A 26,030-nucleotide genomic window follows, 5' to 3' on the forward strand; every position below is an offset into this window, starting at 1 on the left:
AGGTCGTCGCCGCCACCGGCGCCATGACTCAGAAATCCACTCGGACCGAAGCATAGACGCCGCGCTGGACCTCCAGCGGCAAGGCAGCGAAGGCCTCTGGATAGCCTTCCTGATGAGAGGGGCTGAGCAGGTTCTGCCCCACCAACGCGAACTCCAGCCCGGGGCGCGGGCGCCATGCCAGACGGACATCGAGTTCCCAATAAGCGGGGATCCGTAGACTGCTGAACTGGCCGATGTCGAAGGCCGGATAGTTGCCATCGACATAGCGCAACCAGAGGTCGAGGTCGAGATCCTGACGCGGACTCATCAGCGAACGCAGCGAGAGCTGCTGGCGTGGATCGGCGCGCGCCAGACTATCGTTACTGCGATCGCGGCTACTCTCGGGGACCTCCAGATCGATCTCGAGGAAGCCATAGGCGAACGCCAGCCGCCACCAGTCGCGTAGCTGCAGCTCGCCGGCCAGTTCGGCACCATAGCTGTGACCACGGCCCTGGTTGGCAAAGGGTAGATCGAGATAGAGCGCATCACGATCCGCACCGACCACCACCGGGGCGTCACCCGAGGTACGCAGCTCATCGTAATCGTTGTAGAAGAGTGCCAGATCGAGGCTCAGGCGCGACATCGGCATCAGCCGCCACCCCAGCTCGTAGGCGGTGAGTGATTCGGAGACGACATCGTCGTTACCGACCGTGGCCGCCACCAGCGATGCCGGGGCCGGGGGCGGCAGCCCGGAGTCGACCACCCGCGCCCAGACCTTGGCGCTACGCTCGGCGCGCGACGGGGTCCGCACCGCGTGCGAGACTGAGGCCCACAGCGATGAGCGCGGTGAGGCCCGCCACAACAGACGGGCATTGGGCTGCAGCTCGACCCCGGTATAGTCGTTGTGCTCGAACTTGCTACCGAGGGTCAGGTTCAGGCGCCCGGGGAGCAGCGTGATCTCGTCCTGGAGAAAGCCATTCCAGAGCGCGCGCGCGTCCGCATCCGGGACCAAGGAGACCAGGCGCGTGGTCGAGAAGTCATCGGCGACGTGCCGATACCCCACCCCCCACACCAGATCGTGGCGCGCGCCCAGCATCACCCGGTGCTGAAAATCGATATCGAGGATGTCGTGACGCTGCGCCACGTAGTATTCGTCACGCTCGACGTGGTCGTAGTAGAGCTGCAGCGACACCTGCGAACTGACCGACAGCGCCCGCTCCCAGCGGGCCAGCAGATTGGCCCCCGAGGCCTGCAGCCGATCATCGACCAGCATATAACGCTCGGGCAACACCTCCGGGCTGGGGATACGCAGCTGCTGGCGCAGATTGTTGCGATAGAGGTCGCCCTGGAGGGTGAACAGGTCACCGCCGGCAAGGCGGGCATCGATCCGGAAACCACCCTGACCGCTGTCCCACCCATCGCGCCCGGCCTCACCGTTGATCGTGACCAGGGCGTCGCGCTCCCGATACTGGGCATAGAACCGAGCGAAGGTCTCCGGGGCGATCTCGGCACCATAGCGCACCGCCGCCGCACCACGCTCCTCGCCCCCCGCCGCCACGCTCAGCAGACCGCCCTGGGTGGACTCGGCCGAACGGGTGATGATGTTGACCACACCGTTGACCGCATTGGCGCCCCACAGGGTCGCGCCAGGACCACGAATCACCTCGATGCGCTCGATATCGGCGAGCAGCAGATCCTGCTGCTCCCAGTAGACCCCGGAAAAGCTCGGCGTGTAGAGGGTGCGGCCGTCGATCAGCACCAGCAGCTTGTTGGCGAAACGACCGTTGAAACCGCGCGCCGAGATCGCCCACTTGTTGGCATCGAGTCGACCGACCTGCAACCCCGGGACCATACGCAGCAGCTCAGGGATTGCCGTGGCCCCACTGCGGCGAATGTCCTCGGCGTCGATCACGAACACCGCCGCTGCAGCATCGGCCAGCGCCTGTGATTTCTTGCCGACCGAGGTCACCTCGACATCGAGCAGCTCCTCGAGGCTGAGATCGGTCAGGTCCTCGGCACAGACCGGCAACGACATCAGGGCCCAGAGCAGGAGCAGGCCCCACCTCGGATCAATCCGCAAACACTGTGGCTTGCCCATGAGTGCCGACACGCGGTGGACCTCCACGCGTTCCCACGCCCCGTTCCCTGGGACGAAGGAGTATCTCGATTTGGATCGCATCGAACTATAAACGCCTTCGTCTCACATCGGGTAGGATCCGGGCCATCAGCAACGAATCCGCCAGAGGCCGGCCATGCCAACCCCTTCGACCACCACGCTTCAATCACCGCGCATCAGCCACCGCGCACCACTGCCCGAGGCACTCGACGCCCAGCGTCTCAGCCTCGAGACCAGCAGCGGCAGGCTCGCCTACTACGCCGACACCACGGCCTCGGGACGCGCCCTGGTACTGATCCACAGCATCAATGCCGCGCCCAGCAGCTACGAGCTGCGCCCGCTGTTCGAGCACTATCGTGGCCAACGCCCAGTCTACAGCCTAGAGCTGCCCGGTTTCGGTCATTCGGACCGAACAACACGCACCTACACCCCTGAGCTGTTCGCCACCGCAATCGCTGAATTCCTCGAGCAGGTGCTCGACGCCCCCGCCGACCTCCTGGCACTCTCGCTGAGCAGTGAATTCGCCGCCCGGGCCACACTCGCAGCACCCGCGCGCGTCGCCTCGCTCACCCTGATCTCGCCCACCGGCTTCTCCACGCGTCGCCTGCCCAGCGAGCGCACCGGCCACGTCCTCCGTCGGATACTGACCCTACCGCGCCTCGGGCGCGCGCTCTACGCCCTGGTCGCCTCACGCCCGAGCATCCGTCATTATCTCGGGCGCTCCTTCACCGCCACCCCGCCACAGGCGTTGATCGACTACGCCCACGCCACCTCGCACCAACCCGGCGCCCATCACGCGCCACTCCACTTCCTCTCCACCCTGCTGTTCACCCGCGAGGCCCGCGAACGACTCTATGGCCGGCTCACCGATCGACCGGTGTTGGTGATCGCCGACCGCGACCCCTACATCGATTTCACCGCCCTGCCCGCCTTCATCGCCAATCACCCCAACTGGCGCAGCGAGACCCTGTCCCCCCACCTCGGCCTGCCGCACTGGGAGCGACCCGAGGCGACCATCGCCACGCTCGACGCCTTCTGGGCGGGCGTCTGAGACAGAAAAAGTCGCCAGCCGCCAGGGGATTGAACCGCCAAGATACCGTCTTGCCTGTCAATCGACGATCATGCAACACCAGCCTCCCCGACTGGAGGCTGGAAGCTGGTTTGAACCGCGAAGACACGAAGCGCGCAAAGGGGAGAAAAGCCTTCAGCGACCAGCCTCCAGCCCCGATGTTGGGTTAACCGTCGACGAACGCCGCCGCTTCCTCGATGGCATGGTGGACGGACGGTTAACCCAACCTACGAGACTGTCAGCGTGCTCCCAAACGACAACGGCCCCGACGGTCGAAGACCGTCGGGGCCGTTGGGAGCGATGACCTCGCGCGGGACGAGGTCGGGCTCAAGGCGTGATCAATTCCAGCCGAAGCCAGCCGCGAACACGACAGCATGCACCGCCAGCGCGATCACCAGCACGGCGTAGAGGATCGGCATCAACCAGGTCGCGGGGTTGACCACCATCCAGATCTTCCAGTCGTCCTGAGGGTTGCTCGGCTTCATGGTGTTTTCGCTCATGTGAGTTGGCCCTTAGGCGAGAGGATCAGAACCAGGGGTTGGTCGCGATGATGAACAGGTGCACGACGGCTGCGAGCCCGACGAACGCGGTGTAGGTCACCTTGAACTGTTCGTGGAACTCCTTCGCCTGCGCCTCGGTGATCACGGGGGCGTTGGCCTGCTGAGCAGGTGCTGCCTGCTGGGCGGCCGGCGCTGCCTGCTGCGGGGCGGGTGCCTGCTGCCGTGCGGGCGCCTGCTGCTTAGCTGCACCACGCGATTTGCCGGCGCCACCCTTGGGAGCGGAGAAGGATTTTTGATCAGCCACAGTGGCCTCCTGACGGGGGTTAGAGATGACGTCGCCGCCTCAATCATGCGCAAAGGGAGACGCCATGATCCCGACCGCGACAGCTGGCGCGGCTCACCCGTTCACGCACGACACACGTTCGGATGGACCCGCACTGAGATCTTGAGCGTGTCATCTTATATTGACACCCAGCAATGTCAATAACGATTTACAGCTTGATTCCTGAGCAGAAAGCAACCGCCAAGGCCAGCGGCCAGAGATTGAACCGCAAAGCCGCAAAGGGCGCGAAGGGGAGAAGAGCTGCCAGTCTCGTCGGTTGGGTTAACCGTCCGTCCATCATGTCATCGAGGAATCTGCGGCGCTCGTCGACGGTTAACCCAACATCGGGCTGGAGGCCATCAGCTGGCCGCTGGCTGCTGATTTGAACCGCAAAGCCGCGAAGGGCGCGAAGGGGAGAAGAGCTGCCAGTCTCGTAGGTTGGGTTAACCGTCCGTCCACCATGCTATCGACGAATCTGCGGCGTTCGTCGACGGTTAACCCAACATCGGGGCTGGAGGCTGTCAGCTGATCGCTGGATGCTGGATGCTGATTCGAACCACCAAGACGCGACACACGCAAAGAAAGCGACCGGCCTTCAGCAAGCAGCCTCCGGTGTCGGTTTGCAGTCACCCTGAACAGTACGAGACAAACCTGCCCCGCTCGCTGGAGGCTGCTGACAGCAGGAAGCCTTGCCTCTCTTAGCGTCCTTGGCGACTTTGCGGTTCAACCCCCTGGCAGCCGCCCTCAGGGCAACCCGACGAGCTTGTGCATCTGGATACCGAGGTGCCAGCGCGGGTCGGCGAGGCAGTGGGCGGCAGCGGCCTCGGTGTGGGCCGCACGCTCGGCATCGTCGAGCGGCTGGAGGATGCGGTGCTCGAAGTCGAGCCCGACATAGCGCTCGGGCTCGGCGCCGGGCTGTGGATAGATCAACTTGAGTTCGTCGCCACGGCGCACCGCCAGCTCGGTCCCGGCCTTGGGGCTGACGCAGATCCAATCGATCCCTGGCGGCAACGCCAGGGTGCCGTTGGTCTCGACCGCGACCTCGAAACCGCGCCCCTGCAACGCCGCAACCAGGGCGGCGTCGAGCTGCAGCGCCGGCTCGCCGCCGGTGCACACCACGTAGGGCACGACCCCGGGGACGGCATCGTGCGGCCAACACGCGGTGATCGCGGCGGCCAACTGCTCGGCGTCGGCGAAGTGCCCACCGCCGGCACCATCGGTGCCACGGAAGTCGGTGTCGCAGAAACGGCAGCGGGCGGTGGCGCGGTCGCGCTCCAACCCCGACCACAGATTGCAGCCGGCGAAACGACAAAACACCGCCGCGCGCCCGGCCTGAGCGCCCTCGCCCTGGAGGGTGTAGAAGACCTCCTTGACGCTGTAACTCATACCGGCAACGCCGGGCCCTGCGGCCCCCAGCTGAGCACCACGCCACAGCCCGGGGTCTGGTGCAGGTCGATCCGATCGAGCGCGGGCAACGCATCACCCACCTCGGCGCGGATCCAACGCGCCAGCGCGCCCGGCGCGGCCAGGTCGAGCCCCGTCAGGGTATCGAGACGATGATGGTCGAGCCGCGCATAGACCGGTTTGAACAACCGCTTGACGTCACCGTAGTCGACCGTCCAGCCCATCACCCGGTCGAGCGGCGCGCACAGGTGCAACCGCAGCAGATAGCTGTGACCGTGCAGCCGCCGCCGCGCATCGCCCTCGGGGGCGGCGCTCAGACGGAGCGCACTCTCGAAGCGCAGCTCCTTCCAGATCCGATAGCTGCTGCCGTCGAACTGACAACCGGCGGTCGCCGTCTCGTAGACGCTGACCCAAGACAGCGGCGCGAACTCGGGCTTGAGCCGCGCCCAGATCCAGGCGGCGAGCATCTCGCTGGTGGGGTTCTCGAGCCCGGGGATGTCGTTGAGACAGGCATGATCGAGCGTGGCGCCGAGCGGCGCCCAGAGGGCGTCGATACGGTCGTAGTCGACGCCCATGTCCTGATCCTCGGCCAGGGTCTGGTCGGCATGGAGGATGACCTCGAAGCCGTGGCCGTGCATCCGCCCGCACTGGTGTCCCTCGGGAACATTGGGCAGTTGGTGGGCGGACTCGAAGCGAAAGCGCCGCCACAGGTGACAGTGACCGTCGGCGTCGAGGTCGACGCCCTGGTGGCGGGTGCTGTGGATGCCGACCGACTCGACCCCGTCGAGCCCGAGATGATCGCGCACCCAGCGCGCCAGGTTCTCGTCGGTGGGCACCCGTAGCCGGGTGTTGAGGTCGGCGTAGTCGAGCGGCGCGATCGCCTCGGCCAAGTGCGCGCTCAGGGTATCGGTCTCGGCACCGGCGAAGGACGCCCAGCCAGGCGTCAGCTCAGTACGCACCCGGGCGAGGAAGCTGTGACCGTGGAGCGCGCGGCAACGGTGCTCGGCGGGCAGCACGGCGACGTGACGGGCCGCCTCGAAGGGGGCGGCGGCGACGTGTAGGAGACGTTCGGTCATGGGTTCTCAAATCGGTTGAGCAGTGGATCGGCGACCCCGGCCTCGGCGAAGCCCTTGGCGCGCAGCAGGCAAGAGTCGCAGCCACCGCAGGGACGGCCGTACTCGTCGGGATCGTAGCAACTGGAGGTGAGGGCGTAGTCGACACCGAGCGCCAGCCCGCGCTGGATGATCCCGGCCTTGGTCAGGTCGATCAGCGGGGTGTGGATACGCAACCGCTGGCGCCCCTCAACGCCGGCAACGGTGGCGAGGTTGGCCATCTGCTCGTAGGCGGCGATGTATTCGGGACGGCAGTCGGGATAGCCCGAATAGTCGAGGGCGTTGACGCCGATGAAGATGTCGCTCGCCCCCAGGGTCTCGGCCCAGGCCAGGGCGAAGGAGAGAAACACCGTGTTGCGCGCTGGCACATAGGTGACCGGGATCGCCGAGTCCATCTCCTCCGGGGCTCGGCCCTTGGGCACCGCGATGTCGGCGGTCAGCGCCGAGCCACCGAAGCGACGCAGGTCGATGTCGGCGATGATGTGTTCGGCCACCCCGAGGTGCGCGGCCACCCGCGCCGCGGCGTCGAGCTCGCAGCTATGGCGCTGACCATAGCGAAACGACAGCGCATGGGGGGCAAAGCCCTGGTCCTTGGCGATCGCGAGCACGGTGGTCGAGTCGAGGCCGCCGCTGAGCAGCACCACTGCAGGGGTCATTGGGTCGTGTCTCCGAAAAAAAGCGATTGTCCGCCGGGGCGCGCTTGGCAGGGCTCGGCCCCGTGGGTGAAACTGATGACGAGCGCGGGCGTCGAATCCCGCGGCGGGCGCGGGTCGTGTGCCCGCGCCGGGATTGTCCCGCCACGTGGTGCGCGTGCGCAACGACGATCGTCAGCGCCCGCCACCCGGAACCGTCGCCGCCCCGGCGCGACGGACACCGCTCGGGGCCGTGCTCGACCACGCCCCGGGCTCAACCGAACCATGGATCGATCATCATGCAAGCATACCGTATCCGTCTCTGGGATCTGCCGACCCGGGTCGTGCACTGGCTGCTGTTCGTACTGGTGGTAGCGGCCTACGTCACCGGCGAGATCGGCGGTAACCTGATGACGTGGCACGGCTGGATCGGGCTGGCGATCGCCGGTCTGATCGCCTTTCGCATCACCTGGGGGGTGGTCGGCTCGACCTACGCCCGCTTCAGCCAGTTCGTGCGTGGCCCTGACGCGGTGCTCGACTACCTGCGTGGACGCTGGCACGGCGTCGGCCACAACCCGCTCGGTGCGGTCTCGGTACTGGTGCTGCTCGGCATCCTCGCCATCCAGACCCTCACCGGACTGTTCGGCAACGACGACATCGCCTTCGAGGGACCGCTCTATCCGCTGGTCTCGAAGGGCGTCAGCGACTGGCTGATCGGGCTGCACCGCCAGGCCTACTGGCTGATCGTCGCGCTGGTGTCGCTGCACGTCGCGGCGATGTTGTTCTACGCCCTGGTGCGCAAGAACAACCTGGTCATCCCGATGATCAACGGCGTCAAGGAGGTGGATGACCCCGACATCCCCTCGGCCCGTGGCGGTGGCCCGATCGCCTTCGTGTTCGCGCTGTTGATCGCGGCACTGGTGGTCTGGGTCGCGGCGGGAGGACTGTTGCCCGCCCCGCCCCCGCCGCCCCCGCCGGGCACCATCCCGTCGTGGTGACGCGATAACGCAAGAGGCCGCCCGTGGGCGGCCTCGTCGTCTCATGGGTCCATCACTGGACCAGGATGAGCCTTAGTCGTCAGCGCGGAACTTGTCGTGGCAGGACTTGCAGCTCTGACCGAGTTCACCGAAGGCATCCTTCACCGCACCCTGATCGCCACCAGCGGCCACCTCGGCCATGTTGTTGGCGGCGGCGATGAAGTTACGCGCCACCTTGCCGGCCTCTTCCATGTTCTGGAAGAACTCGGGCTTGACGGCGGTCTCGACGTCGCCAACGTTCTTGTCGGTGCCGGGCCCGTAGAGCGCGCCCATCCCCGAGTTGGCGATCGCGGCGATGGCATTGGCCGCGGCCTCGACCTGACCCTGATCGAAATCACCCTGCAGGTTGGCCTTGATCTTCCCCATGTTCCAAGCCATGAAGCTGTAACCGGCCTGGCGATACTGGATCTGCTCCTCGGGCTTGAGCTCGGCGGCGGTAGCGGCACTGGCGAGCGCAACGGTGAGGACACCGGCGACAGCGCTGGCTGGCATGCGTTTCATTGACTATCTCCCTTAAGACTTAGACTGAGGATTCATCCGTCTCGCCCATGCTGGCGAGCGCCGACCATGTCGGGGCGCTGCTCGAGCAAATCAACCCCTGTCGGCATGGTTTCCGCGACGACTCGATCCTTGCCCCCCTTCTTGGCCCGATAGAGGCTGTCGTCGGCGAGCTTGACGAAGGCATCGACGGAGACACCATTGTACTCACAGACGCCACCGCTGATGCTCACCCGCAGACCGGCGTGCTCCGCCCAGTCGAGTCCGCTGATCTGGACACGCACCCGTTCGGCCACCTCCCAGGCGGCATGCAGGCGCGCGTGCGGCAGGATCACCATGAACTCCTCGCCACCATAGCGGCCGATCACATCGACCTCGCGAACGCACTGACGCAACTCCTCGGCCACCCGCACCAGCACCTGATCGCCGACGGGATGGCCATAGCGATCGTTGATCTTCTTGAAGTCGTCGAGATCGAAGAGAAAGAGCGACAGCGGCTGGTGATAGCGGCGGAACATGTCCACCTCCTTGCCCAGCATCGAGAACAGATAGCGGCGGTTGTAGAGACCAGTGAGTCCATCGGTGAAAGAGGCCGCTCGCAGCTCCTCCTGGACCGCCTTCAGCTCGGAGATGTCGACCAGCGAGATCAGCCGGCTCACCCCCCCCGAGAAACGCAACCTGACCACCGACACCAAGGCCCAGCGCAGCCCGCCACCCTCGACAGGGATACACATCTCGCGCTGTTCACCGTCGCCGTTCGGCAGCCCGGCGGCGAGCAGATAACGCCAGTCCTCGCTGATCAACTCATCGCCATGACCAGCGAGCGAGAGATAGCGCCGCGCCGCCTCGTTGGCCCGCGCCAGACCACGCCGTCCCGGCTCGTGGAGCACCATCGGGAAGGAGGCGGCCTCGAAGACGTTGCGCAGATTCGACTCACTCTCGCCGAGTCGACGCAACCACCGACTGGCACCGATCCAGGCCAGCATGATCAATACCAGCATCGCCCCCGCGCCCCACAGCAGCTTGCCGCGCACCCCGGCGACCAGGCGCTGCAGGAACTCCGGGTTAGCATAGAAGGTCACCACGCCGATGAGCACATGATCACGTGGATGATAGAGCGCGATCGGCACCTGGATACAGCCCTCGCAACCATTCGCGCCCCGAACCATATCGAGGCTGCTCTTGGGCAGGGCGAGCATGTCGTAGTCGAGTATCAGCTCGACACGGTGGATGAAGGCGATACCGGTGGACTGGTCCTGGAGCAGCAGGATGGCATCGAGCGCGGCCTGCAACTCACCGCGCAGATACTCGGGGCGAGCGCCACCGTCGAACAGGCGCTCGAGCCCTGGGGCCTGGGCCTGCGCGAAGGCACGTGACTGGCTCTCGTAGTGCTCGCGCAACAACGGCTCGAGCGCCAGCACCCAGTAGAGACTGCTGAGCGCGATGATGGTCGCGCCCAGCAACGCAAAGATCAGCGCCAACAGCCGCTCGAATCTCAGCGACTCCTGACTCGCCGTCGCCATTGCGTCTCTATTCATGGATCTTGGCCACCTGCAGGAAGAAGGAGCGGAAGCCGATCCCGGCGCGCCCGGCCTGCCCGAGATTGATCAGCGGCAGGATACGATCGGCGACGTGCAGCCCCGCCACCGCCCCGCGCTCGACATCCCCGGCAAAGGGCGAGAACACCAGCACGCCGTGACGCTCCGACCAGCCACGCAACTGCCCCGACGCCAGCCCCGGGGTCGCGACGAAGATCGCGCCCGGTGGTGCCCGTCGCCAGTTGCCGACATCGAGTTCGTGGGCGGCCAGGGTCTCGACCCGCAGCGGATGACCACGTACCCCCGTGATCCCCCCCAACACCAACGCCGCCTGCCGCGCCGTCTCCAGCGCCCCCTCGTAGACCACCACGACCTGCAAACCGCCATCGGCACCGAGATATCCCTCGAAGTCCTCGAGCGCCCCCATGCAGGCGGGAAAGAGCTTCAGGCCGACCCGCAGCCGCTGCTCGTCCTCGGGCCACAGCCCAGTGCGCTCGGCCAACGCCTGAGAGGTATGGAGAAAAAGGCACAACAGCACCGCCCACCAGGGTGGGAGACGCACACCCGAAACAACCGCTGGGGACATCCTTGCTCGCCTCAAAAGGTATATCCGAGGGACAGCCACCAACGGCGCCCGGGGGTGGGATAACCATCGGGATAGACCAGCCCAATACCATCGTAACTGGTGAGTTGATCGGGGTACCACACCTCGGCATCGGCGAGATTCTTCACCCCCAGATGGACAAAGGGGCCACGCCCCACCTGACGATAGCTCAACGTCAGGTCGATCTGGGTACTGGCATCGATCGCATCGCGCGGATCATGTTCGGCACGATGCCGCGCACCGACGTGACGCAACTGCAACGCCGCCGTCCAGCGCTCACGCGGACGCCACAACAGCGCCAGGTTAGCCAACAGATCGGCACCACCGGCCAGTGGCTCATCGCCATCACGCCGGCGCGCGTTCACCAACGACAGGTTGGCATCGACCTTGAAGTGGGCACCGAAGCGATGCTGATATTCCAGCTCGACACCCTGTAGCACGGCATCCGGACCGTTGATGAAACCATCGAGGTCGCGATCGTCGAACTGGATCGGCCGGGTGAGATCGGAGTGGAACAGGATCAGGCGCGTCTCCCAACTCGGGCGTTTGAAGATGTAGCCGAACTCGTAACTGGCGATCTCGCCAGCCCGCAGCCTGGGGCTGCGCGCGTAGTCCAGTTCGTAGAAGGTCGGCGGCCGAAAGGCCCGGGCATACTGTAGCTTGAGAATGTTCGACGCATCGATCCGCCAGACCGCGGCAAGACGCGGGCTGAACAGCCCGCCGACATCACTGTAGTCGTCATAGCGCAGGGTCGCGGTCAGCATCACCCGCTCACCGAGGTTGAACTGGTCCTGCACCAGGGCGCTGAGGATCCGCCGCGAGCGATCGTCGTCGAGCCAATCGGGATCGAGCGCGAGCGGATAGCCCGACCACGTCCAACGCGCCTCATCGACCTCGACATGGGCCGCTTCCAGCCCCAGCAGCAAGGCATGGCCCTGCACGCCATACCAGTGCAGGTCGGCAGCGAGTTCGTAGCGTCGTTCACGATAATCCTGATCCATGAACACCGCCGCCTCGCCGAGATAACCGGCGGGGAAGACGAACAAGCGATCGCGGTCACGCTCGTGACTGATCGCCTCGGCGCGCAACTCGACCTCGCCCTCTTCGGTGAGCGTCAACCGGTGTCCGAGCTGGAGCGCCAGATAACGCTGGCGCGCGGCCAGGTTGCCATCATCCGGGGGAAGGAAGTGATTGATGCCGAAATGGTCACCGGTGGCATCATCGATCAGGCGCAGCTTGGCAAAGCTCGCCCCCCAGCGCAGATCCGAGAAGAGCGCATGGTGGCGCAATGCGGTATTGGCCGGCCCCGGGGCATTGGACAGCCCATCGAGCGCGAGGGGGCCGAGGGCATCGCGCTCGACCCAAGCCTCGACCCCATCGGCCTCGACACCGGCAAGGTTGATCGAGAAGGCCAGATCGCGGGTCGGGTCCTCCCAGAACCAACGCCCGTTGATTCCCCGCTCGGCCCCCTCCCCTGCCATCACCCCGAGTGCACGATCACGGGTGCGGGTGATGAGGTTAACCACGCCGGCAAAGGCATACTCACCATGCACCGAGGAACCGGGGCCACGGATCACCTCGATGCGCTCGATCTGCTCGAGGGGGATATTGAGTACCGGGTTGGCGGTGGCCATCAGGGTCGAGTTCATCGACACCCCATCGAGCAAGATCTTGATGTTGCCCGAACCATAGCCATGCCCGACACCGCGACTGAGCACCTGGCGCTCACCGGTGACCTCGAGTGCGGGGCTGATCCCCGGAACCAGGGCCAATGCCTCCCAGACGGTGCGCGCACCACGCGCCAACATCTCGTCGCCGAGCAGGATAGTCGCCATCCCGGGGACGAAATCGGCGTTCATACCACTCCGGGTCGCCAGCCGCGTCTCGGTCTCCAGCAGATCCAGCAGCCCCTCGATCTGCTCCTCGTCTCCGGCCAGCGCGGCGCCGGTCAGCAGCCCCGCACCCCACGCCAGGGCACTCGCACAGATCAACCGACCGAGCCGCAGTCCCCACTGGGAACACGCACACCCCTCGCGCCAGCCGGACACGAAACGAAAAAGATTCATACGGATTCGACGCTTCTTCGAGTTGAGCCCTCATCCCCATTCAGCAATCGAGCACGGGAACATGACCCATTACCCCGAAAGATATCGAGAAGCGATTCCTTCTCGGGTCTCGGCGGCCGATTAGAACACGCAAAGAGTACGCGCAAAATGGTCAGCTGACAGGCGGGCAAATCCTACCCCTGGCCCGGCGCCAGGGCACAGACAGGCGGTCGAAGCGCGCAATGAGAATCGATCCGCAACCGTCTTCAAATAGACTTGATTTGAATGCTATCATCGACTGTAATAAATAAAAACGCGACCACTCATTGCGCTCAAGTTGGACCAACCGTCAACCAAGGAAAAGGATCAGCCAATGATCAACCTGATTACGCTAGCCGCGCTTTCATTCAGCCTTTCCACCCAGCTGCCCATCCCTGCACAAGATCAAGGATGGGACAAGGACGCGGCCGATAACCAGATGCTCGAACCCGTCGCGGGTTGGGTCGCCGGATGCCCCCCGTTCTGCGCCACGGAGCCGCAGCCCATCACCACCGAGACCCTCGCCAACCACCCCAGCTGAGGGCCTCACAGGCGACGAGCCGGCGACGGCGGGCATGCCGTCCTCCCGTCCCGGCTCACCAGCGCCCCCACTTCGCAAGACAGGCAACCCCACCACCAGCGGTAAGCCTCGCGTCTCCCGTCAGCCCATCGCAATCGCCGACCGATTTACCTGGCGGGCACCCACCACAGACACCTCAGGCCACGCCTCACGTCCTCTTAACGTGTTCGAGACGACGACACGCCCCGGGGTGATTCCCAGCCCAGCACACCCGCGCCTACCCGTGTTACCCACCGCAGCGCGGCAGGGACCCGGTGACACCGACCGAGGCCAGGGCCCGAGCCGGCGACACCGCAGCCCCTCGCTCAAAGTTCGACCCGCACCCGCGATGCAGCCCGCAGCGCCCGCGCCTTGGCATCCTCGATATCATGGCCACACGCCAGCGCCACCCCCATGCGACGACGTCCCAACACCTCGGGTTTACCGAACAGGCGCAGATCCGTACCCGGCTCGGCCAGGGCCTCGGCCAGATTGGTGAAACGGGGTCGGGGCGACTCCCCCTCGACCAGAATGACCGCAGAGGCCGCCGGGCCGTGCTGGCGGATCTCTGGGATCGGCAGCCCGAGGATGGCGCGAGCGTGGAGCGCAAACTCCGAGAGATCCTGCGAGATCAGGGTGACCATGCCGGTGTCGTGAGGACGCGGCGAGACCTCGCTGAAGATCACCTCGTCGCCGCGCACGAACAGCTCGACCCCGAAGATCCCGCGCCCACCCAGCGCCTCGGTCACCCGCGCCGCGATCTCACGCGCCCGCGCCAGTGCCGTCGGGGTCATCGGGTGCGGCTGCCAGGACTCACGATAGTCGCCGTCCTCCTGACGATGCCCGATCGGCGCGCAAAAGGCGGTGCCGTCACGGTGACGCACGGTCAGCAGGGTGATCTCGTAATCGAAGGCGATGAACCCCTCGACGATCACCCGCCCGCCACCGGCGCGTCCACCGGCCTGAGCATAGCCCCAAGCATGATCGAGCTCAGCGGCATCGCGCACCAGGCTCTGCCCCTTGCCCGAGGAACTCATGATCGGTTTGACCACGCAGGGCAACCCGATCTCGGCGACCGCCTGCCCGAACGCCTCACGCGTGTCAGCGAAGCGATAGGGTGAGGTCGGCAGCCCCAACTCCTCGGCGACCAGCCGGCGGATGCCCTCGCGGTTCATCGTCAATCGAGTCGCCCGCGCCGTCGGCACGACATTGAAGCCCTCGGCCTCCAGCTCCAACAGGGTGTCGGTGGCGATCGCCTCGATCTCGGGGACGATGTAGTCGGGGCGCTCGAGTTCGATCACCCGGCGCAGCTCGGCACCGTCGAGCATCGAGAAACTGTAGGCGCGATCGGCGACCTGCATGGCCGGCGCATTGGCATAGCGATCACAGGCGATGACCTCGAGCCCGAGGCGCTTGAACTCGATGACGACCTCCTTGCCGAGTTCACCCGCCCCGCAGAGCAGGACCTTGGTCGCGTTGGGAGAGAAGGGGGTTCCGATCGTAGGCATGTGGTCTCTGCTTGTCGGGGTGGTGGCTTCAAGATGGAACGCGGCACTCCAGTCAGCCGCAGCCGGTCTCCGCGAGTCAGACACATCCGCCGCACCCGCAGCGGGGAGACCCCGGAGCAATCCTAGTCCCGACACGCTCATGCGCGTCGCTCCGGCAAGGGCGCGGCCGATGGTACTCCGCCCGCACCACTAGGATCCAGACGACGCAGGACAGACCGAGATGACAGGAGCGCTGAACGAGACATTTGTAGAACGCAACCGCACCGAGGACGACCCGGGTACAAACCGCATGATCTCGAACCGCTCATGCAGTTCCTCTGCCGACCCTTGCCGCGCGACAGGCCGCGAACACGGCCTGTAAGAAGCAAGAGAAAGGTCCCCGGCTCCGACAGACCTCGATCGAGGAGGCCATCGTCCCCGTAACCTGTCCAGCCCCCGGCGAGCAGCACCCACGACGAGAGCCTTTACAAGCCACAGAGCCGGTCACTTGACCCGAGCCCGAAGTCCCCCGCCCCACCCAGACACAGGCCCGTAAATCCGTATCACGAACAATAGGGCACGCCCCAACGGCCCCGGAGTTCTACCGGGATCGAGACCCAGGCTTCAATCCACGCGCCCGTATAGGGCGCGACCTTTACCGCAGGGCTATCGCATCAAGGATCTCTAATATTATAAGATGCCAATATCTTTTGATATCAGTCTATTGTCGCCATCGTGCATCGAAACTCCGTCCTTATTCCCACGAAAGATCTCGGACTGTGCAAGACAAGATCCGCAACTGGAGCGAGGCTTCGTCTTGATCATGGCGCCAAGAAGCGAGCCCTCGGCGAAACCTCGTCTTAAGCAACGAGTGCAGAACCCCCTATCGCTTTGAATTATATCTAATATTAGCGTAATCGAATATTAGAGGTGCTTGATGCGATAGCCCTGACCTTTACCGGGATGACAGAGGATCAGGTGGCGCGGATGTTTCAATCCACGCGCCCGTATAGGGCGCGACGAGACGACACTGAGCAGTTCGACCGCCTGCTCGCGTTTCAATCCACGCGCCCGTATAGGGCGCGACCGCCAGACCTTGGGGTAGGCGGCGCCGGGGTAATTGTTTCAATCCACGCGCCCGTATAGGGCGCGACTTCTCGGAGGCGGACGAATCCACATCGGCCAAGGGTTTCAATCCACGCGCCCGTATAGGGCGCGACCGTGGCGCCGCAACCTCTATATCCCGGCGCCAGAGTTTCAATCCACGCGCCCGTATAGGGCGCGACCCGGAAGGTGATGTGCTCGGCCGGATACGGCGGAGTGTTTCAATCCACGCGCCCGTATAGGGCGCGACCGATTCTTGTTTTCGTCCTCGGCGATAATTCCCTTTGGTTTCAATCCACGCGCCCGTATAGGGCGCGACGTCAGGGTCTTCGAGCTGGACCGCGACGCCATTGTTTCAATCCACGCGCCCGTATAGGGCGCGACGCGGCGGAGCCGAGGAGTGAGAGATGCTCTACCGCAGGTTTCAATCCACGCGCCCGTATAGGGCGCGACCGGAGTCAGTGCGCCGATACCGGCGCTCGCGAGCAGTTTCAATCCACGCGCCCGTATAGGGCGCGACCGGTCTTGACGCCGAGCACGTCACCATAGGCCCGGTTTCAATCCACGCGCCCGTATAGGGCGCGACATGTCGACGCGCGCGTGATCGACCGGGTCGACATCGTTTCAATCCACGCGCCCGTATAGGGCGCGACGCGCAGCTGAGCGCGCCTGAGGGGCGCGTGCCGCGTTTCAATCCACGCGCCCGTATAGGGCGCGACCAGCGCCGAGGCGTTCGCGAACCTGCTGATGTGCGTTTCAATCCACGCGCCCGTATAGGGCGCGACTTGACAGCATGTTTAGTCCTGCTAAACTCCCTGCTGTTTCAATCCACGCGCCCGTATAGGGCGCGACAGCCGATGTCGTGCCGGCCGACATGGATGCGGTTGGTTTCAATCCACGCGCCCGTATAGGGCGCGACACGCGCCTACCATCCCCCTCTTGCCGGAGCCGCAGTTTCAATCCACGCGCCCGTATAGGGCGCGACGCGGTCATCCTAACTCACTGAAACGCCGATGGCACTTCGGCCGATTTCGCGAACCGGCGGTGATTTTTTGTCAAACCAGGCTTGAACCGGCGAACCACGAAAAAATACGCTTAAAAATCATCGAGATGAAAATTCGCGAACCTCCCGGGGTTTCGCCGGTCACTTGTGGTTCGCGTTTTTCCCGCTAGAGGATCAAGGGGCCATGCAGGTCGAGCGTCTCCTTCGCGCCGATGTGTTCGACACGACGCTGCCAATTCTTGCCGAGATAGTAGAAGCGCAGGCTGTCCTGCTGCGGGTCGATCAGGTCTAGCAACCGTTGTTTGAGCAGCGCCCACTGTCCCGGCTCGACCTCGATCTCAAAGACCGAGAACTGAACACGCTGCCCATAATCGAGGCATGCCTTGGCCACCTGCCGCAGCCGCTTCGGCCCTTCCGGTTCGCGGGTACTGACGTCATAGCTGACCAACACCATCATGGTGGATTCACCTCCACAGACAGGGCGGATAGGCGTCGAGATCGCCGCGCAGGTGGCGGGCGAGCAGTTGCGCCTGGAGCAGCGGGAACAGGCCGAGCGGCGCCTGCTCTTCGAAGAAGAGATGCTGCACCATCTCGCGCTTGCGCTCCTGATAGGCGCTCAGCAACGTCTTGCGCGCCCCCTCTTCGAGCAACACGGCACCATTGTCGAGGACGATGAAGTCGCGCCTGGTGAGCTGCTTGCGATTGAGCAGGGTCAGCGCCAGACGGTCGGCGACGACCGGACGCAGCTCTTCGACCAGATCGAGCGCGAGGCTGGGCCGTCCGGGTCGGTCACGGTGCAGGAATCCCACCGCCGGATCGAGCCCGACGGTCTCCAGCGCCGAGCGACAGTCGTGGGTGAGCAGTGTATAGAGGAAGGACAGCAGCGCGTTGACGGGGTCACGTGGCGGGCGACGGTTGCGACCGTTGAAGGCATGCTCGCCCAGATCGACCCGCACCAGATGACCGTAGACACCGAAGTAGGCGCGCGCCGCATCTCCTTCGAGCCCGCGCAGCACCTCCAGCGACGCCTCCTCACGGAGGCGGATGATGATGCGTCGCAACCCCTTGCGGACCTGCTCCAACGCGGCACGCGCCTCTGGTGCGAGGTTCATGCCGTGATCACGCAGTGCCCGACCGATCACGGCGCGCTGGTTGTGCTCCTTGCCGGTCAGCAGGTTGCGCACGAGTGCGGCACAGCGCGAGGACTCATCGCTGCGCCGGTACTGCTCGCGCCGCAACAGCACGTTGCCCGAGACCGGTCCTTCCATGCGTGCCAAAAAGCGTCCGTTCGGTGACAGGAAGGAGACGCAGACCCCCTGCTCGGCGCAATAACCGAGCAACTGAGGCGAGACCATCATCCGCCCGAGACACACCAGTGATTCGAGCATGTGGATGGGGAGCCGTCCCCGTTCGGTCCCCTCGACTTCGACCACGATATTGGCGCCATCCTTCCTGATCCAGGCCCCTTCGGTGGTCACGTACAACGTATTGAGCAGACGACGCATCCCTCAGTCCTCCCGGTCGAGCTGGCCGTGCAACCAGGCATCGACACCGTCCGTGCGCCCCAGCAACCGGGGCTGACAGTGCTCGATCAACGAGCAGGCGTCGCAGCGCGACGCCAGATAGCGTGCGGTAGGCGTGCATCCGGCGGTGAACATGGCACGCACCGCCTGGATGGTCTCCAGCGTCAGCTCGCGCAGGGCGGGATCGAAGCACACCAGCTTGCGCCGCCGCGCCCGACCATAGTAGAGCGCGCCCTCGGGCACGGCCCGCCCGAACATCGCCTCCAGACAAAGCGCCTGGGCGCAGAGCTGGACCTCGTCGGCGCGGTGCGACTTCGGTCGCCCGCGCTTGTACTCCACCGGATAGGGGCACGGCCCATCCGGTCGAGGGTGCATCTCGACGATATCGGCGACACCGCCGATCCCCAGCTCGGCCTGGGCCAGCGGCAACGCGGTCAGGGTCCGCACGCCGTGACGCAGCTCGGCGCCGGGCCGGTCGGCGCGATCGTGGAGCAGGCGACCCTGGGCGGTATAGGCGTTCTCCTCCCAGAGCCGTTCGAGATGGATCAGCGCACACTGGCGCGGACAGTAGAGATAGTGCTGGAGGGCCGAGAGCGGGATGAAATCGGTGTCGTCCATGTCCCGGCCCTCCTCCTCGGGGTCAGAGCTTCTCGATCACCCGCACGCCCTGCGGGATGGCGGCATGCGCGATGTCGACACGATAGTCCTTGAAGCTGCGCGCGGGTCGGTCGTCCTCGCCGGGGGCACGGCAGACCTCCACGGCATCGAACAACTGGTGCGCCGGGGCATTACCGAGCGCACTCTCGTGCTCGAAGACGATCAGCTTGCGCGCGGCCATTTCGCCGCGCGCGGCCGAGCGGTCGTGCTCGAACATGTTGATGAGCGACTGCCACAACAGCTCCAGGTCGGCAGCGGAGAACCCGGTGCGCTCGGCGAGCTTGGCCGAGACGAAGCCGTGGGCGCGATACAGACCATAGGGCAGGATGTGCTTGCGCCCCATCGTTCGCTCCTTGTCGACGTCGCGGTCGTTGGTCACGGCCATGCGGGTAATCGAGACCTCCAGCGGCAACACCGGCTCGATCGAGCTGGCGAAGCCGAGCTGCACCGGCCCGCGCACCTGGCCGGCATTGACCTCGGTGGTCATCACCGCGCCGAAGGTGCGCACGTCGAAGAAGTTGCGGCACATCCAGTCGGTCAGCTCCTGGGCCTTAGCCTTGTCGTTAGGCAGCTTCTTAGAGACCGGCTCGACCTCGATCGCCGCGTAGCCGCGTTGGTGCTGCTGATTGAGCACCGCCTTCTCCTGCATGTAGATCTCGTACCCCGGCTCGGCCTCCTTGGCGAGGCCGACGAAGTTGCGGATCTTGCGCTTGAGACAGACGTCGGTGACCAGACCGCAGTTGGTCTCGGGGTCGAGTCGGGGCAGATTGCCCGCGTCCGGGTCACCGTTGGGGTTGCCGTTGGTGACGTCGAACAGATAGACGAATTCGTAGCGGTGGGCGATGGCAGTCATGCGTCGGTTCCTTCTGAGTCGGTATCGTCGGCGGCGGCGCGTTTGGTATAGAACGCCTGGGTCTGGTGGTAGTAACCGATAGCGAAGCGCCCCTGGTCCTCGATGCGCAGGCTGCGCGGGAAGCGCTCCGGCAACCCGTCGACGATCGCGCCGAGCTGTTGCTCCAGCGTCACCGCCAACCCCGTGCGCTCCTTGCGCAGCTTGGCGAGATGATTCTGGGTGTTGCGCAGCAGCACCGGAAAGATCGAGGCCGGCGTGGCCGAGGCTGCACCGTAATAGCGATCGCGGATGGTAGCGTTGACCTGCGTGCCGAGCGCGCCGCGCTGGATGTGCTCCAGCAGCGCGAACAGCCGCCCGAGCAGATAGCCGGGCTGGGTCGATCGGGTGTCAAGACTCACGGGGATCTCCTCCTCGGACGTGTGTATCGAGCCGCGCGCCGCTGCCGGGCGCGGTGGGTTACCGAGCCGCTGCTCGCGCGTCAGCACGGCCTTGCAGATGGCCACGCGCAGCCCGCTGAGATGGCCGTCGGTACGAATGCGCATGATGGTATTGGCCAGCAGGCTACGCGGATAGCGGCCACCGCCGAGGATGGCGCGCAGCAGCTCACCGACCAGGTTGTCGAAGGCGTCGTCCATCTTCGGCATGGCGCCGTCGCGATGCGGCACCGTCGCCAGCACCAGCCGCCGCACCCCGGGCGCGGTGCGCCAGGGCACGGGTTCGAGCCGCAGGTCCTCGGCATGTTGGGCGAGACGCCGGGTCAATGCATCCAGGGTATCGACCTGCCAGAAGCGCACCGACAACCGCGAGGCGTTGGGCGCAAGCCCCAGCACGAACATCCGCGTGTCCGGCGCCAGTCCGGGATCACGCCCGACCAGGGGGCGTCCCCGGCGCACGTCCTCCAGCACCTCGCGCACCCGCTGTGTCTCCTGCGCCTCGTCGGGCGGTGCGTCACCGCTCGGCGGATCGAGCAACAGGTCGAACAACAGTTCGGCCTCGGGCGCCGGCGCACCAGCGGCGGTCTCGGCCCAGAACACCACGGTGGTGTCGCCGATCAGCAGACGCTGATGGTTGTGCTCGCCCGGGCGCAGCAGGTGATTGAGTGCCGTGGTGTAGCCGAAGGCTGCCGCCTGGGAGACCGGGGCGTTGCCACCCTTTTCTTTACCGTAGGATTCAGAAGCCTTGGGATTGAAGGAGACGATCGCAGCTCCCGTTGGTTTCGTACCCTTAACCCCTTTGATTAGTGGGTGCAGTCGCGCCAAGGGTTGCCACCCCCCAGTCACCAGACAGATCGAGCGCACACCATCATCACAGGTATCCGCCAGCAAGACTGCCTGTGCCTGACGCGCCGCCTCGCGCTGGTGCAGATAGCGCCGCTCGCCGTCGAGGCGGAAGACCAGGTTGGTATCGAGCACCTCGTCGGTGAACATGGGGGGGACGAACCGCTCCGGCGTCCACCACTGCAGGAAGCGCAGCAGCGCCAGCAGGCCGGGGTCCTCGGTCCCGGCCAGGGCGGACTCATGCAACGCCACGAAGGCTGCGTGCTCCTGTGCTGCGCGCTTGCTGGAGGCACTCACCCCCAGCACGTAGCTGGTCTTATCCCACAGAAAATTGGGCTTGACATTGGAAGTTCGCTGCGACTGCGGCACCTCCAGCAACCGAGGCCGGGGCTTCTTACCGCTGGTGTCGCGGATATCGTCGACGGCGACGACCGCGCCCGTCGGGTCGAGCACGATGGCGTAGCTCACCTTTTCCTGGCTGTAGCCGAGCGCGGCGACGCCCTCGGTGTCGCGTTCCAGCAGGTGCTGGTAATGACGATAGAGCGCTTGCAGGATCATGCCCGGACCTCCGTGTCGTCCCAGGCCGGGACATCGACCTGGCCGTCGATCATGCGGGCGCGGAAGAAGCGCGGCGTCATGCCGCTGGCGAAGTCGATGTCGTGGAGCATCCAGCCGAGGTCGCGTTCACCGGCGAGCGCCTCGGCGACCGCGGGGGACGGCTCGTCGTCCTCCAGCAGGCGGAAGCTGGCCGGGAACTCGCGCACCCCGAGACAGGGCATGTGGAAGCACTGCCCGCGCCGCGCACGCCGGTTGAAGATGTCGAGGTGCTTGCCCACGTTGTCCTCGTCACCGGCGCGCTCGGTCAGCGAGAAGTGGGCCTCGATCACGTAGCCGACATCGCGCAGCACGGTCGCGGCGCGCTGCTGACGGTCCTCCTCGACCCACTTCGCCACGCCGGCGGTGGTCCCCGCCTTGATCGCCTTGCGCACCGTCGCCGCGGAGAGCTTGCCCCCGACCTCGTTGCGCCGGATCGACTCGAAACGGATCGGGCGGAGCACCTGGATGCGTTCGACGTGCCAGCGGATGGCCGGCTTCCAGTGGATCGCCTCGAGGATGCCGCGCGCCGCCGAGGGCGTGATGATGTCGTAGCTCACCCGCTCGACCTTCATCTCCGGGCGGGTGAAGCAGGCGCGCTCCCCCCAGACGTGCAATCGGACGCCGAAGCTCATACGGCTGTTCTCCTCTCAGATGATCGTGTTGGCCGTGCTCACGAAGGTCGGCTCCTCCCACCACAGCCCGAAGTCGGAGCTGTAGAGATCCGGGTTCATGAGCGCCAGGAACTGTTCACCCCAACGGGTCTCGGCCACCGGCTGTACCGCACCGGCAGCGCGCAACTCGGCCAGGGCGCGCCCCGGCACTTGCACCAGATAGGGCTGTAGCCGCCGCGCCACGCCGCCGCAGCGCGGCACGTGTTCCAGCGCCGCGAGTGCACCGCGCGCCGCCTCGTCATAGGGCACGATGACCGCCACCTGGGTGGTCTCGATCAGGCGATAGCACGCCGCCAGCATCTCCAGCGGCAGCCCATCGGGGCGGCTGCGCCGCAGCAGCCCGAGCAGGTCGTGCCGGTCCAGGGCCTCGTCGCCCTGCTGCCAGTAGAGGTGCTGGAAATAGGCGTCGATCGCCGCCGGGGCGAGCGGTGCCTCGCCGTGTCGACGCAGCACCTCGCGCCCGGCCTGGGCGAACTGCTTCAACTCGGGCGGTGGCGCCCAGGCGTCGCCGGCGGGCGCGAACACCCACACCGGGCTGTCCTCGGCCCGGTCCTCGCCATGACGGTTGCAGCGCCCGGCGGCCTGGGCGATCGAGTCGAGCCCGGCCTCGGCGCGATAGACCACCGGGAAGGAGACATCCACCCCGGCCTCGATCAGTGAGGTCGCCACCAGCCGGCAGGGCGCGCCCCGGTCCAGCCGCGCGCGCACCTCGGCGAGTACCGCGCTGCGGTGGCGCGCGCACATCAGGGTGGAGAGGTGGCAGGCGCCCGGCTGCTCGGCGATCGCCTGATAGAGCGCGCGGGCATGGCGGCGATTGTTGACGATGCAGAGCACCTGCGCGTGCCCTTGTAGACGCGCGACCAGGGCGGCGTCATCGACCTCGCCGAGATGACCGATCCGTACCCGTTCGAGCCGGCGGTAGAGCGCCGGCGGGTCGGGCGCGAGTTCGCGCACGTCATCCAGCCCGCCGCGAAACTCTGGGGCGTTCAGCGCCGGCTGGGTGGCGGTGCACAGCACCAGGGTGCAGCCGTAGTTACGTGCCAGCTCGTCGATGGCGGCGACGGTGGGGCGCAGCAGTTTCAGCGGCAGGGTCTGGGCCTCGTCGAGGATCACCACACTGCCGGCAATGTTGTGGAGCTTGCGGCACTGCGAGGGGCGCGCCGCGAACAGACTCTCGAAGAACTGCACGGCGGTGGTGACGACGATCGGGGCATCCCAATTCTCCATCGCCAGGCGTAGCTTGTCGCTCACCTTCGTGCCCTCGTCCACGGCCGAGGGCACGAAGGCGCTGTGATGCTCCAGCACCGCGCGCTCGCCCAGCTCGCCGAGGGCCGCGCGGAAGCTCGCGGCGGTCTGCTCGACGATGCTGGTGAAGGGGATGACGCAGATCACCCGCCGCAGCCCGTGCACCAGCGCGTGATCGAGCGCGAAGGCCAGTGAGGTCAGGGTCTTGCCGCCCCCGGTGGGGACGGTGAGCGAGAACAGCCCAGGCGGCAACGCGGCCTGGCCCCGGACATGATCGAGGATGTCGCCGCGCAGCCGATCGACGGGGCGCGACGCAGCAAACCCCAGGAGATGCGCGTCGAGCCGATCGCGCAGCGCCGCCAGCGACGGCGAGGGCGCCGCGCGCAAGGTCTCGCGACGAACGCCCGGCAGACGCTCGACCCGATCGTAGAAGGCCTCGGTGTCGAGATAATCGGCATCGACCAGACACGAGAACAGCATCCGCACCAGGAAGGAGAGCTGGAACATGCCGCGCTCGCGGCTGTGCGCGACGAGCGGCGGTCGCTCCAGTGTCTCGGGTAGCGCGATCTCGTGGCGCCAGACATCGAGCAGCGGCGGCAGCCCGTCTCGCGCCAACCGCTCGCGCAGCGCGGTGCGCTCACCGGACTCGGCGCCGTTGGCGAGTCCGCCGTGGTGCCCGGCGATGGCATAGGCGAGCAGCTGGCCGAGCCCCGGGTAGTGCTCCAGCGCGAGCTGCGCGCCCCGGGTGGCGTGATCGACCCGCACCGCCTCGCCCGCCAGGCGGCGCTGGAAGTCGGTGGTGTACTTGCCGAGATCGTGGAGCAGCCCGGCGACCTCGGCGAGCGTCTCGCAACCGAAGGGGGCAGCGCGAGCGGCGGCCAGGCGCGCAACAGCGTGCAGGTGCTCGGCGAGCGGCTGCCAACGGCCCGAATCCGAGGAATGGGCGAAGCAATCACAATCCTTGGGGGGCTGCATCCAATCGCGTCCTGTGCACACCGCGCACAATCAAGGCCAGCAACCGGGATCACTGGCGCGACCGTACTCGCGCTCCAATCATGAGAGACCAGAAAACGCCTTCGACTCTACCCCTATAGAATCAGATTATCCAGGCATCAACCTAACCCAGGGACGCACTTCCCCATCACAGGGTAAAAGTTGTGAGGAAAGTCTCGACGAAGCGTGGATAGTCGTCCTCGGCGAGGCGGTTGATGCCGGCGGCGGCCTTGCGGCCACCACCGCTCGGGAACTGGCGGCACAGCGCGTCGGCCCCGTCGGGGCGCGCCAGCGGGGCGCGCACGCTGACCAGGAAACCGCCCTCGGGCAGCCGGGTGAGCAGCGCATGGGCGCGCTCCGGGGCGGCCTGGGCCTGGGCGTTGGCAAACACCCCGCTGACCCGCCGCGCCCAGGGTGCATCGGGCAGCACGAATACCCGCCCCGCCGTCTCGTCGACCTCGGGGCGCAACGCCTCAGCGCGGGCCATGTCGTCGGCATAGCCGTCGCGGAGCTGGCCGAAGACCGGGTCGGCGGCGATGAACTCGCGCGGATCGGCATAGGGGCGCAGCCGCTCGAAGAGCAGCGCCGGATCGAAGTGGAGGTCGGCGACCCGCGCGCCATAGCCGTTGTAGTTGAGATAGATGCCGAGTTCGCGCAGCCGTTCGAGCGTCGGCGCGTCGAACCCCAGCGGCGCGGCGGCCTGGCGCGCGGCGGCGTCGAAGTTGTCGCCAAAGGTACCGACCACCGCCCAGGCGCGCTGGGCGCCGCCGAGCGCGGCGTCGACCAGCAGGCTGGTGCCGCGATCGGGGGCGATGTCGATATGGGCCTCGAGTCCGGGGTGCGAGGGGATCTCGCCGGGGAAGTGATGATCGAAGTAGCGCACCCGCACGCCGGCGGCGAGCAACCGCTCGAGCGCGGCGCGGTTCTTGTCGAGCGAGAGGTCGAGCACCCGCACCTCATCGCCGGCACCGGCCTCGACGCGATCGAGCAGCGCGATGTCGCGCTTGACCCCGGTCACCAACACGCTCGCGCGTGGCTCGGCCAGGTGCAGCTGCAGGAGCGCGCAGAGTCCGTCCGCGTCGCCGTTGAAGACATCGTACAGGGCCATGCGCACCTCCATTGCGGCCGTCACCAGCCCGGTTGACTTCGACCAAAACCGTATCAGC

Annotated in this window: 22 protein-coding genes and 1 CRISPR repeat array; of the genes, 3 read left to right on the forward strand and 19 right to left on the reverse strand. The window is 66.1% G+C overall.

Translation table 11 applies throughout. From position 1 onward, the window contains the following. Positions 1–28: 28 nt before the first annotated feature. On the reverse strand, positions 29–2,089 hold the full coding sequence (locus HF203_RS01290; protein ID WP_343043858.1) for a TOL_0244 family TonB-dependent receptor: 2,061 nt from the start codon (positions 2,087–2,089) through the stop codon (positions 29–31). A gap of 142 nt (positions 2,090–2,231) precedes the next feature. Here HF203_RS01290 and HF203_RS01295 point away from each other — a divergent pair, with 142 nt between their 5' ends. Beyond that, positions 2,232–3,146 carry an alpha/beta fold hydrolase gene (locus tag HF203_RS01295; protein ID WP_168665786.1) on the forward strand — a complete coding sequence of 305 codons (915 nt, stop codon included), beginning with the start codon at positions 2,232–2,234 and terminating at the stop codon, positions 3,144–3,146. Positions 3,147–3,502: 356 nt separating this feature from the next. On the opposite strand, the gene pufA is transcribed toward HF203_RS01295, so the two are convergent. The 5 genes from pufA to queC form a co-directional block, all read right to left on the reverse strand. Beyond that, complete coding sequence (gene pufA / locus HF203_RS01300) at positions 3,503–3,664, reverse strand: light-harvesting antenna LH1, alpha subunit (protein ID WP_123140879.1); 162 nt, start codon at positions 3,662–3,664, stop codon at positions 3,503–3,505. Positions 3,665–3,689: 25 nt separating this feature from the next. Continuing rightward, positions 3,690–3,809, reverse strand: a complete 120-nt coding sequence (locus tag HF203_RS01305; protein ID WP_168665914.1) for a light-harvesting protein — start codon at positions 3,807–3,809, stop codon at positions 3,690–3,692. A 921-nt stretch (positions 3,810–4,730) separates the two neighbouring features. Continuing rightward, positions 4,731–5,372: a 7-carboxy-7-deazaguanine synthase gene (gene queE, locus HF203_RS01310; protein ID WP_168665787.1), complete on the reverse strand. Its 642-nt coding sequence runs from the start codon at positions 5,370–5,372 to the stop codon at positions 4,731–4,733. Continuing rightward, positions 5,369–6,466, reverse strand: coding sequence for a 6-carboxytetrahydropterin synthase (locus HF203_RS01315; RefSeq protein ID WP_168665788.1), 1,098 nt, complete (start codon positions 6,464–6,466; stop codon positions 5,369–5,371). Before HF203_RS01315 ends, queE begins: the two co-directional genes overlap by 4 nt. Further along, positions 6,463–7,158: a 7-cyano-7-deazaguanine synthase QueC gene (gene queC / locus HF203_RS01320; protein WP_168665789.1), complete on the reverse strand. Its 696-nt coding sequence runs from the start codon at positions 7,156–7,158 to the stop codon at positions 6,463–6,465. The genes HF203_RS01315 and queC overlap by 4 nt, the downstream gene beginning before the upstream one ends. A 275-nt stretch (positions 7,159–7,433) precedes the next feature. Between queC and HF203_RS01325 the strand changes: the two genes are divergently transcribed. Continuing rightward, positions 7,434–8,132: a cytochrome b/b6 domain-containing protein gene (locus HF203_RS01325; RefSeq protein ID WP_168665790.1), complete on the forward strand. Its 699-nt coding sequence runs from the start codon at positions 7,434–7,436 to the stop codon at positions 8,130–8,132. Between the two features lie 72 nt (positions 8,133–8,204). Here HF203_RS01325 and HF203_RS01330 read toward each other — a convergent pair whose 3' ends face one another. The 4 genes from HF203_RS01330 to HF203_RS01345 are packed head-to-tail and all read right to left on the reverse strand — an operon-like array spanning position 8,205 to position 12,877. After that, positions 8,205–8,672 (reverse strand): c-type cytochrome, encoded by a 468-nt coding sequence (locus HF203_RS01330; protein ID WP_168665792.1) that lies wholly within the window; start codon positions 8,670–8,672, stop codon positions 8,205–8,207. A 32-nt stretch (positions 8,673–8,704) separates the two neighbouring features. Next, positions 8,705–10,207 (reverse strand): sensor domain-containing diguanylate cyclase, encoded by a 1,503-nt coding sequence (locus HF203_RS01335; protein WP_246221596.1) that lies wholly within the window; start codon positions 10,205–10,207, stop codon positions 8,705–8,707. Beyond that, a complete protein-coding gene (locus HF203_RS01340; RefSeq protein WP_343043859.1) occupies positions 10,200–10,769 on the reverse strand; it encodes a YfiR family protein in 570 nt (189 codons plus the stop codon). Before HF203_RS01340 ends, HF203_RS01335 begins: the two co-directional genes overlap by 8 nt. A gap of 35 nt (positions 10,770–10,804) precedes the next feature. Next, on the reverse strand, positions 10,805–12,877 hold the full coding sequence (locus HF203_RS01345; protein WP_168665795.1) for a TonB-dependent receptor plug domain-containing protein: 2,073 nt from the start codon (positions 12,875–12,877) through the stop codon (positions 10,805–10,807). Between the two features lie 352 nt (positions 12,878–13,229). Here HF203_RS01345 and HF203_RS01350 point away from each other — a divergent pair, with 352 nt between their 5' ends. Further along, positions 13,230–13,436: a hypothetical protein gene (locus HF203_RS01350; protein WP_168665797.1), complete on the forward strand. Its 207-nt coding sequence runs from the start codon at positions 13,230–13,232 to the stop codon at positions 13,434–13,436. Between the two features lie 344 nt (positions 13,437–13,780). Here the strand turns inward: HF203_RS01350 and purT are convergent, their stop codons facing one another. The 9 genes from purT to HF203_RS01395 form a co-directional block, all read right to left on the reverse strand. Next, the gene (gene purT / locus HF203_RS01355) at positions 13,781–14,962 is read right to left on the reverse strand and encodes a formate-dependent phosphoribosylglycinamide formyltransferase (protein WP_168665799.1); all 1,182 of its coding nucleotides are present in this window, start codon (positions 14,960–14,962) and stop codon (positions 13,781–13,783) included. A 968-nt stretch (positions 14,963–15,930) separates the two neighbouring features. Next, positions 15,931–17,030: a CRISPR direct-repeat array (repeat unit 32 nt; unit sequence GTTTCAATCCACGCGCCCGTATAGGGCGCGAC). A gap of 184 nt (positions 17,031–17,214) precedes the next feature. Then, positions 17,215–17,505 carry a CRISPR-associated endonuclease Cas2 gene (gene cas2 / locus HF203_RS01360; RefSeq protein WP_005221626.1) on the reverse strand — a complete coding sequence of 97 codons (291 nt, stop codon included), beginning with the start codon at positions 17,503–17,505 and terminating at the stop codon, positions 17,215–17,217. Between the two features lie 7 nt (positions 17,506–17,512). Next, complete coding sequence (gene cas1c / locus HF203_RS01365; RefSeq protein ID WP_168665802.1) at positions 17,513–18,553, reverse strand: type I-C CRISPR-associated endonuclease Cas1c; 1,041 nt, start codon at positions 18,551–18,553, stop codon at positions 17,513–17,515. A 3-nt stretch (positions 18,554–18,556) separates the two neighbouring features. After that, on the reverse strand, positions 18,557–19,189 hold the full coding sequence (gene cas4, locus HF203_RS01370; RefSeq protein ID WP_168665804.1) for a CRISPR-associated protein Cas4: 633 nt from the start codon (positions 19,187–19,189) through the stop codon (positions 18,557–18,559). 22 nt (positions 19,190–19,211) lie between these two features. Further along, positions 19,212–20,081 carry a type I-C CRISPR-associated protein Cas7/Csd2 gene (gene cas7c / locus HF203_RS01375; RefSeq protein ID WP_168665806.1) on the reverse strand — a complete coding sequence of 290 codons (870 nt, stop codon included), beginning with the start codon at positions 20,079–20,081 and terminating at the stop codon, positions 19,212–19,214. Continuing rightward, a complete protein-coding gene (gene cas8c / locus HF203_RS01380; protein WP_168665808.1) occupies positions 20,078–21,916 on the reverse strand; it encodes a type I-C CRISPR-associated protein Cas8c/Csd1 in 1,839 nt (612 codons plus the stop codon). The genes cas7c and cas8c overlap by 4 nt, the downstream gene beginning before the upstream one ends. Continuing rightward, positions 21,913–22,587 (reverse strand): type I-C CRISPR-associated protein Cas5c, encoded by a 675-nt coding sequence (gene cas5c / locus HF203_RS01385; protein ID WP_168665810.1) that lies wholly within the window; start codon positions 22,585–22,587, stop codon positions 21,913–21,915. Before cas5c ends, cas8c begins: the two co-directional genes overlap by 4 nt. A 15-nt stretch (positions 22,588–22,602) precedes the next feature. Beyond that, the gene (locus HF203_RS01390; protein WP_168665812.1) at positions 22,603–24,846 is read right to left on the reverse strand and encodes a CRISPR-associated endonuclease Cas3''; all 2,244 of its coding nucleotides are present in this window, start codon (positions 24,844–24,846) and stop codon (positions 22,603–22,605) included. A 166-nt stretch (positions 24,847–25,012) separates the two neighbouring features. Beyond that, positions 25,013–25,972: an acetyltransferase gene (locus HF203_RS01395; RefSeq protein WP_168665814.1), complete on the reverse strand. Its 960-nt coding sequence runs from the start codon at positions 25,970–25,972 to the stop codon at positions 25,013–25,015. Between the last annotated feature and the right edge of the window lie 58 nt (positions 25,973–26,030).

Source organism: Marichromatium bheemlicum (genome assembly GCF_012276755.1).
GTDB lineage: Bacteria > Pseudomonadota > Gammaproteobacteria > Chromatiales > Chromatiaceae > Marichromatium > Marichromatium bheemlicum.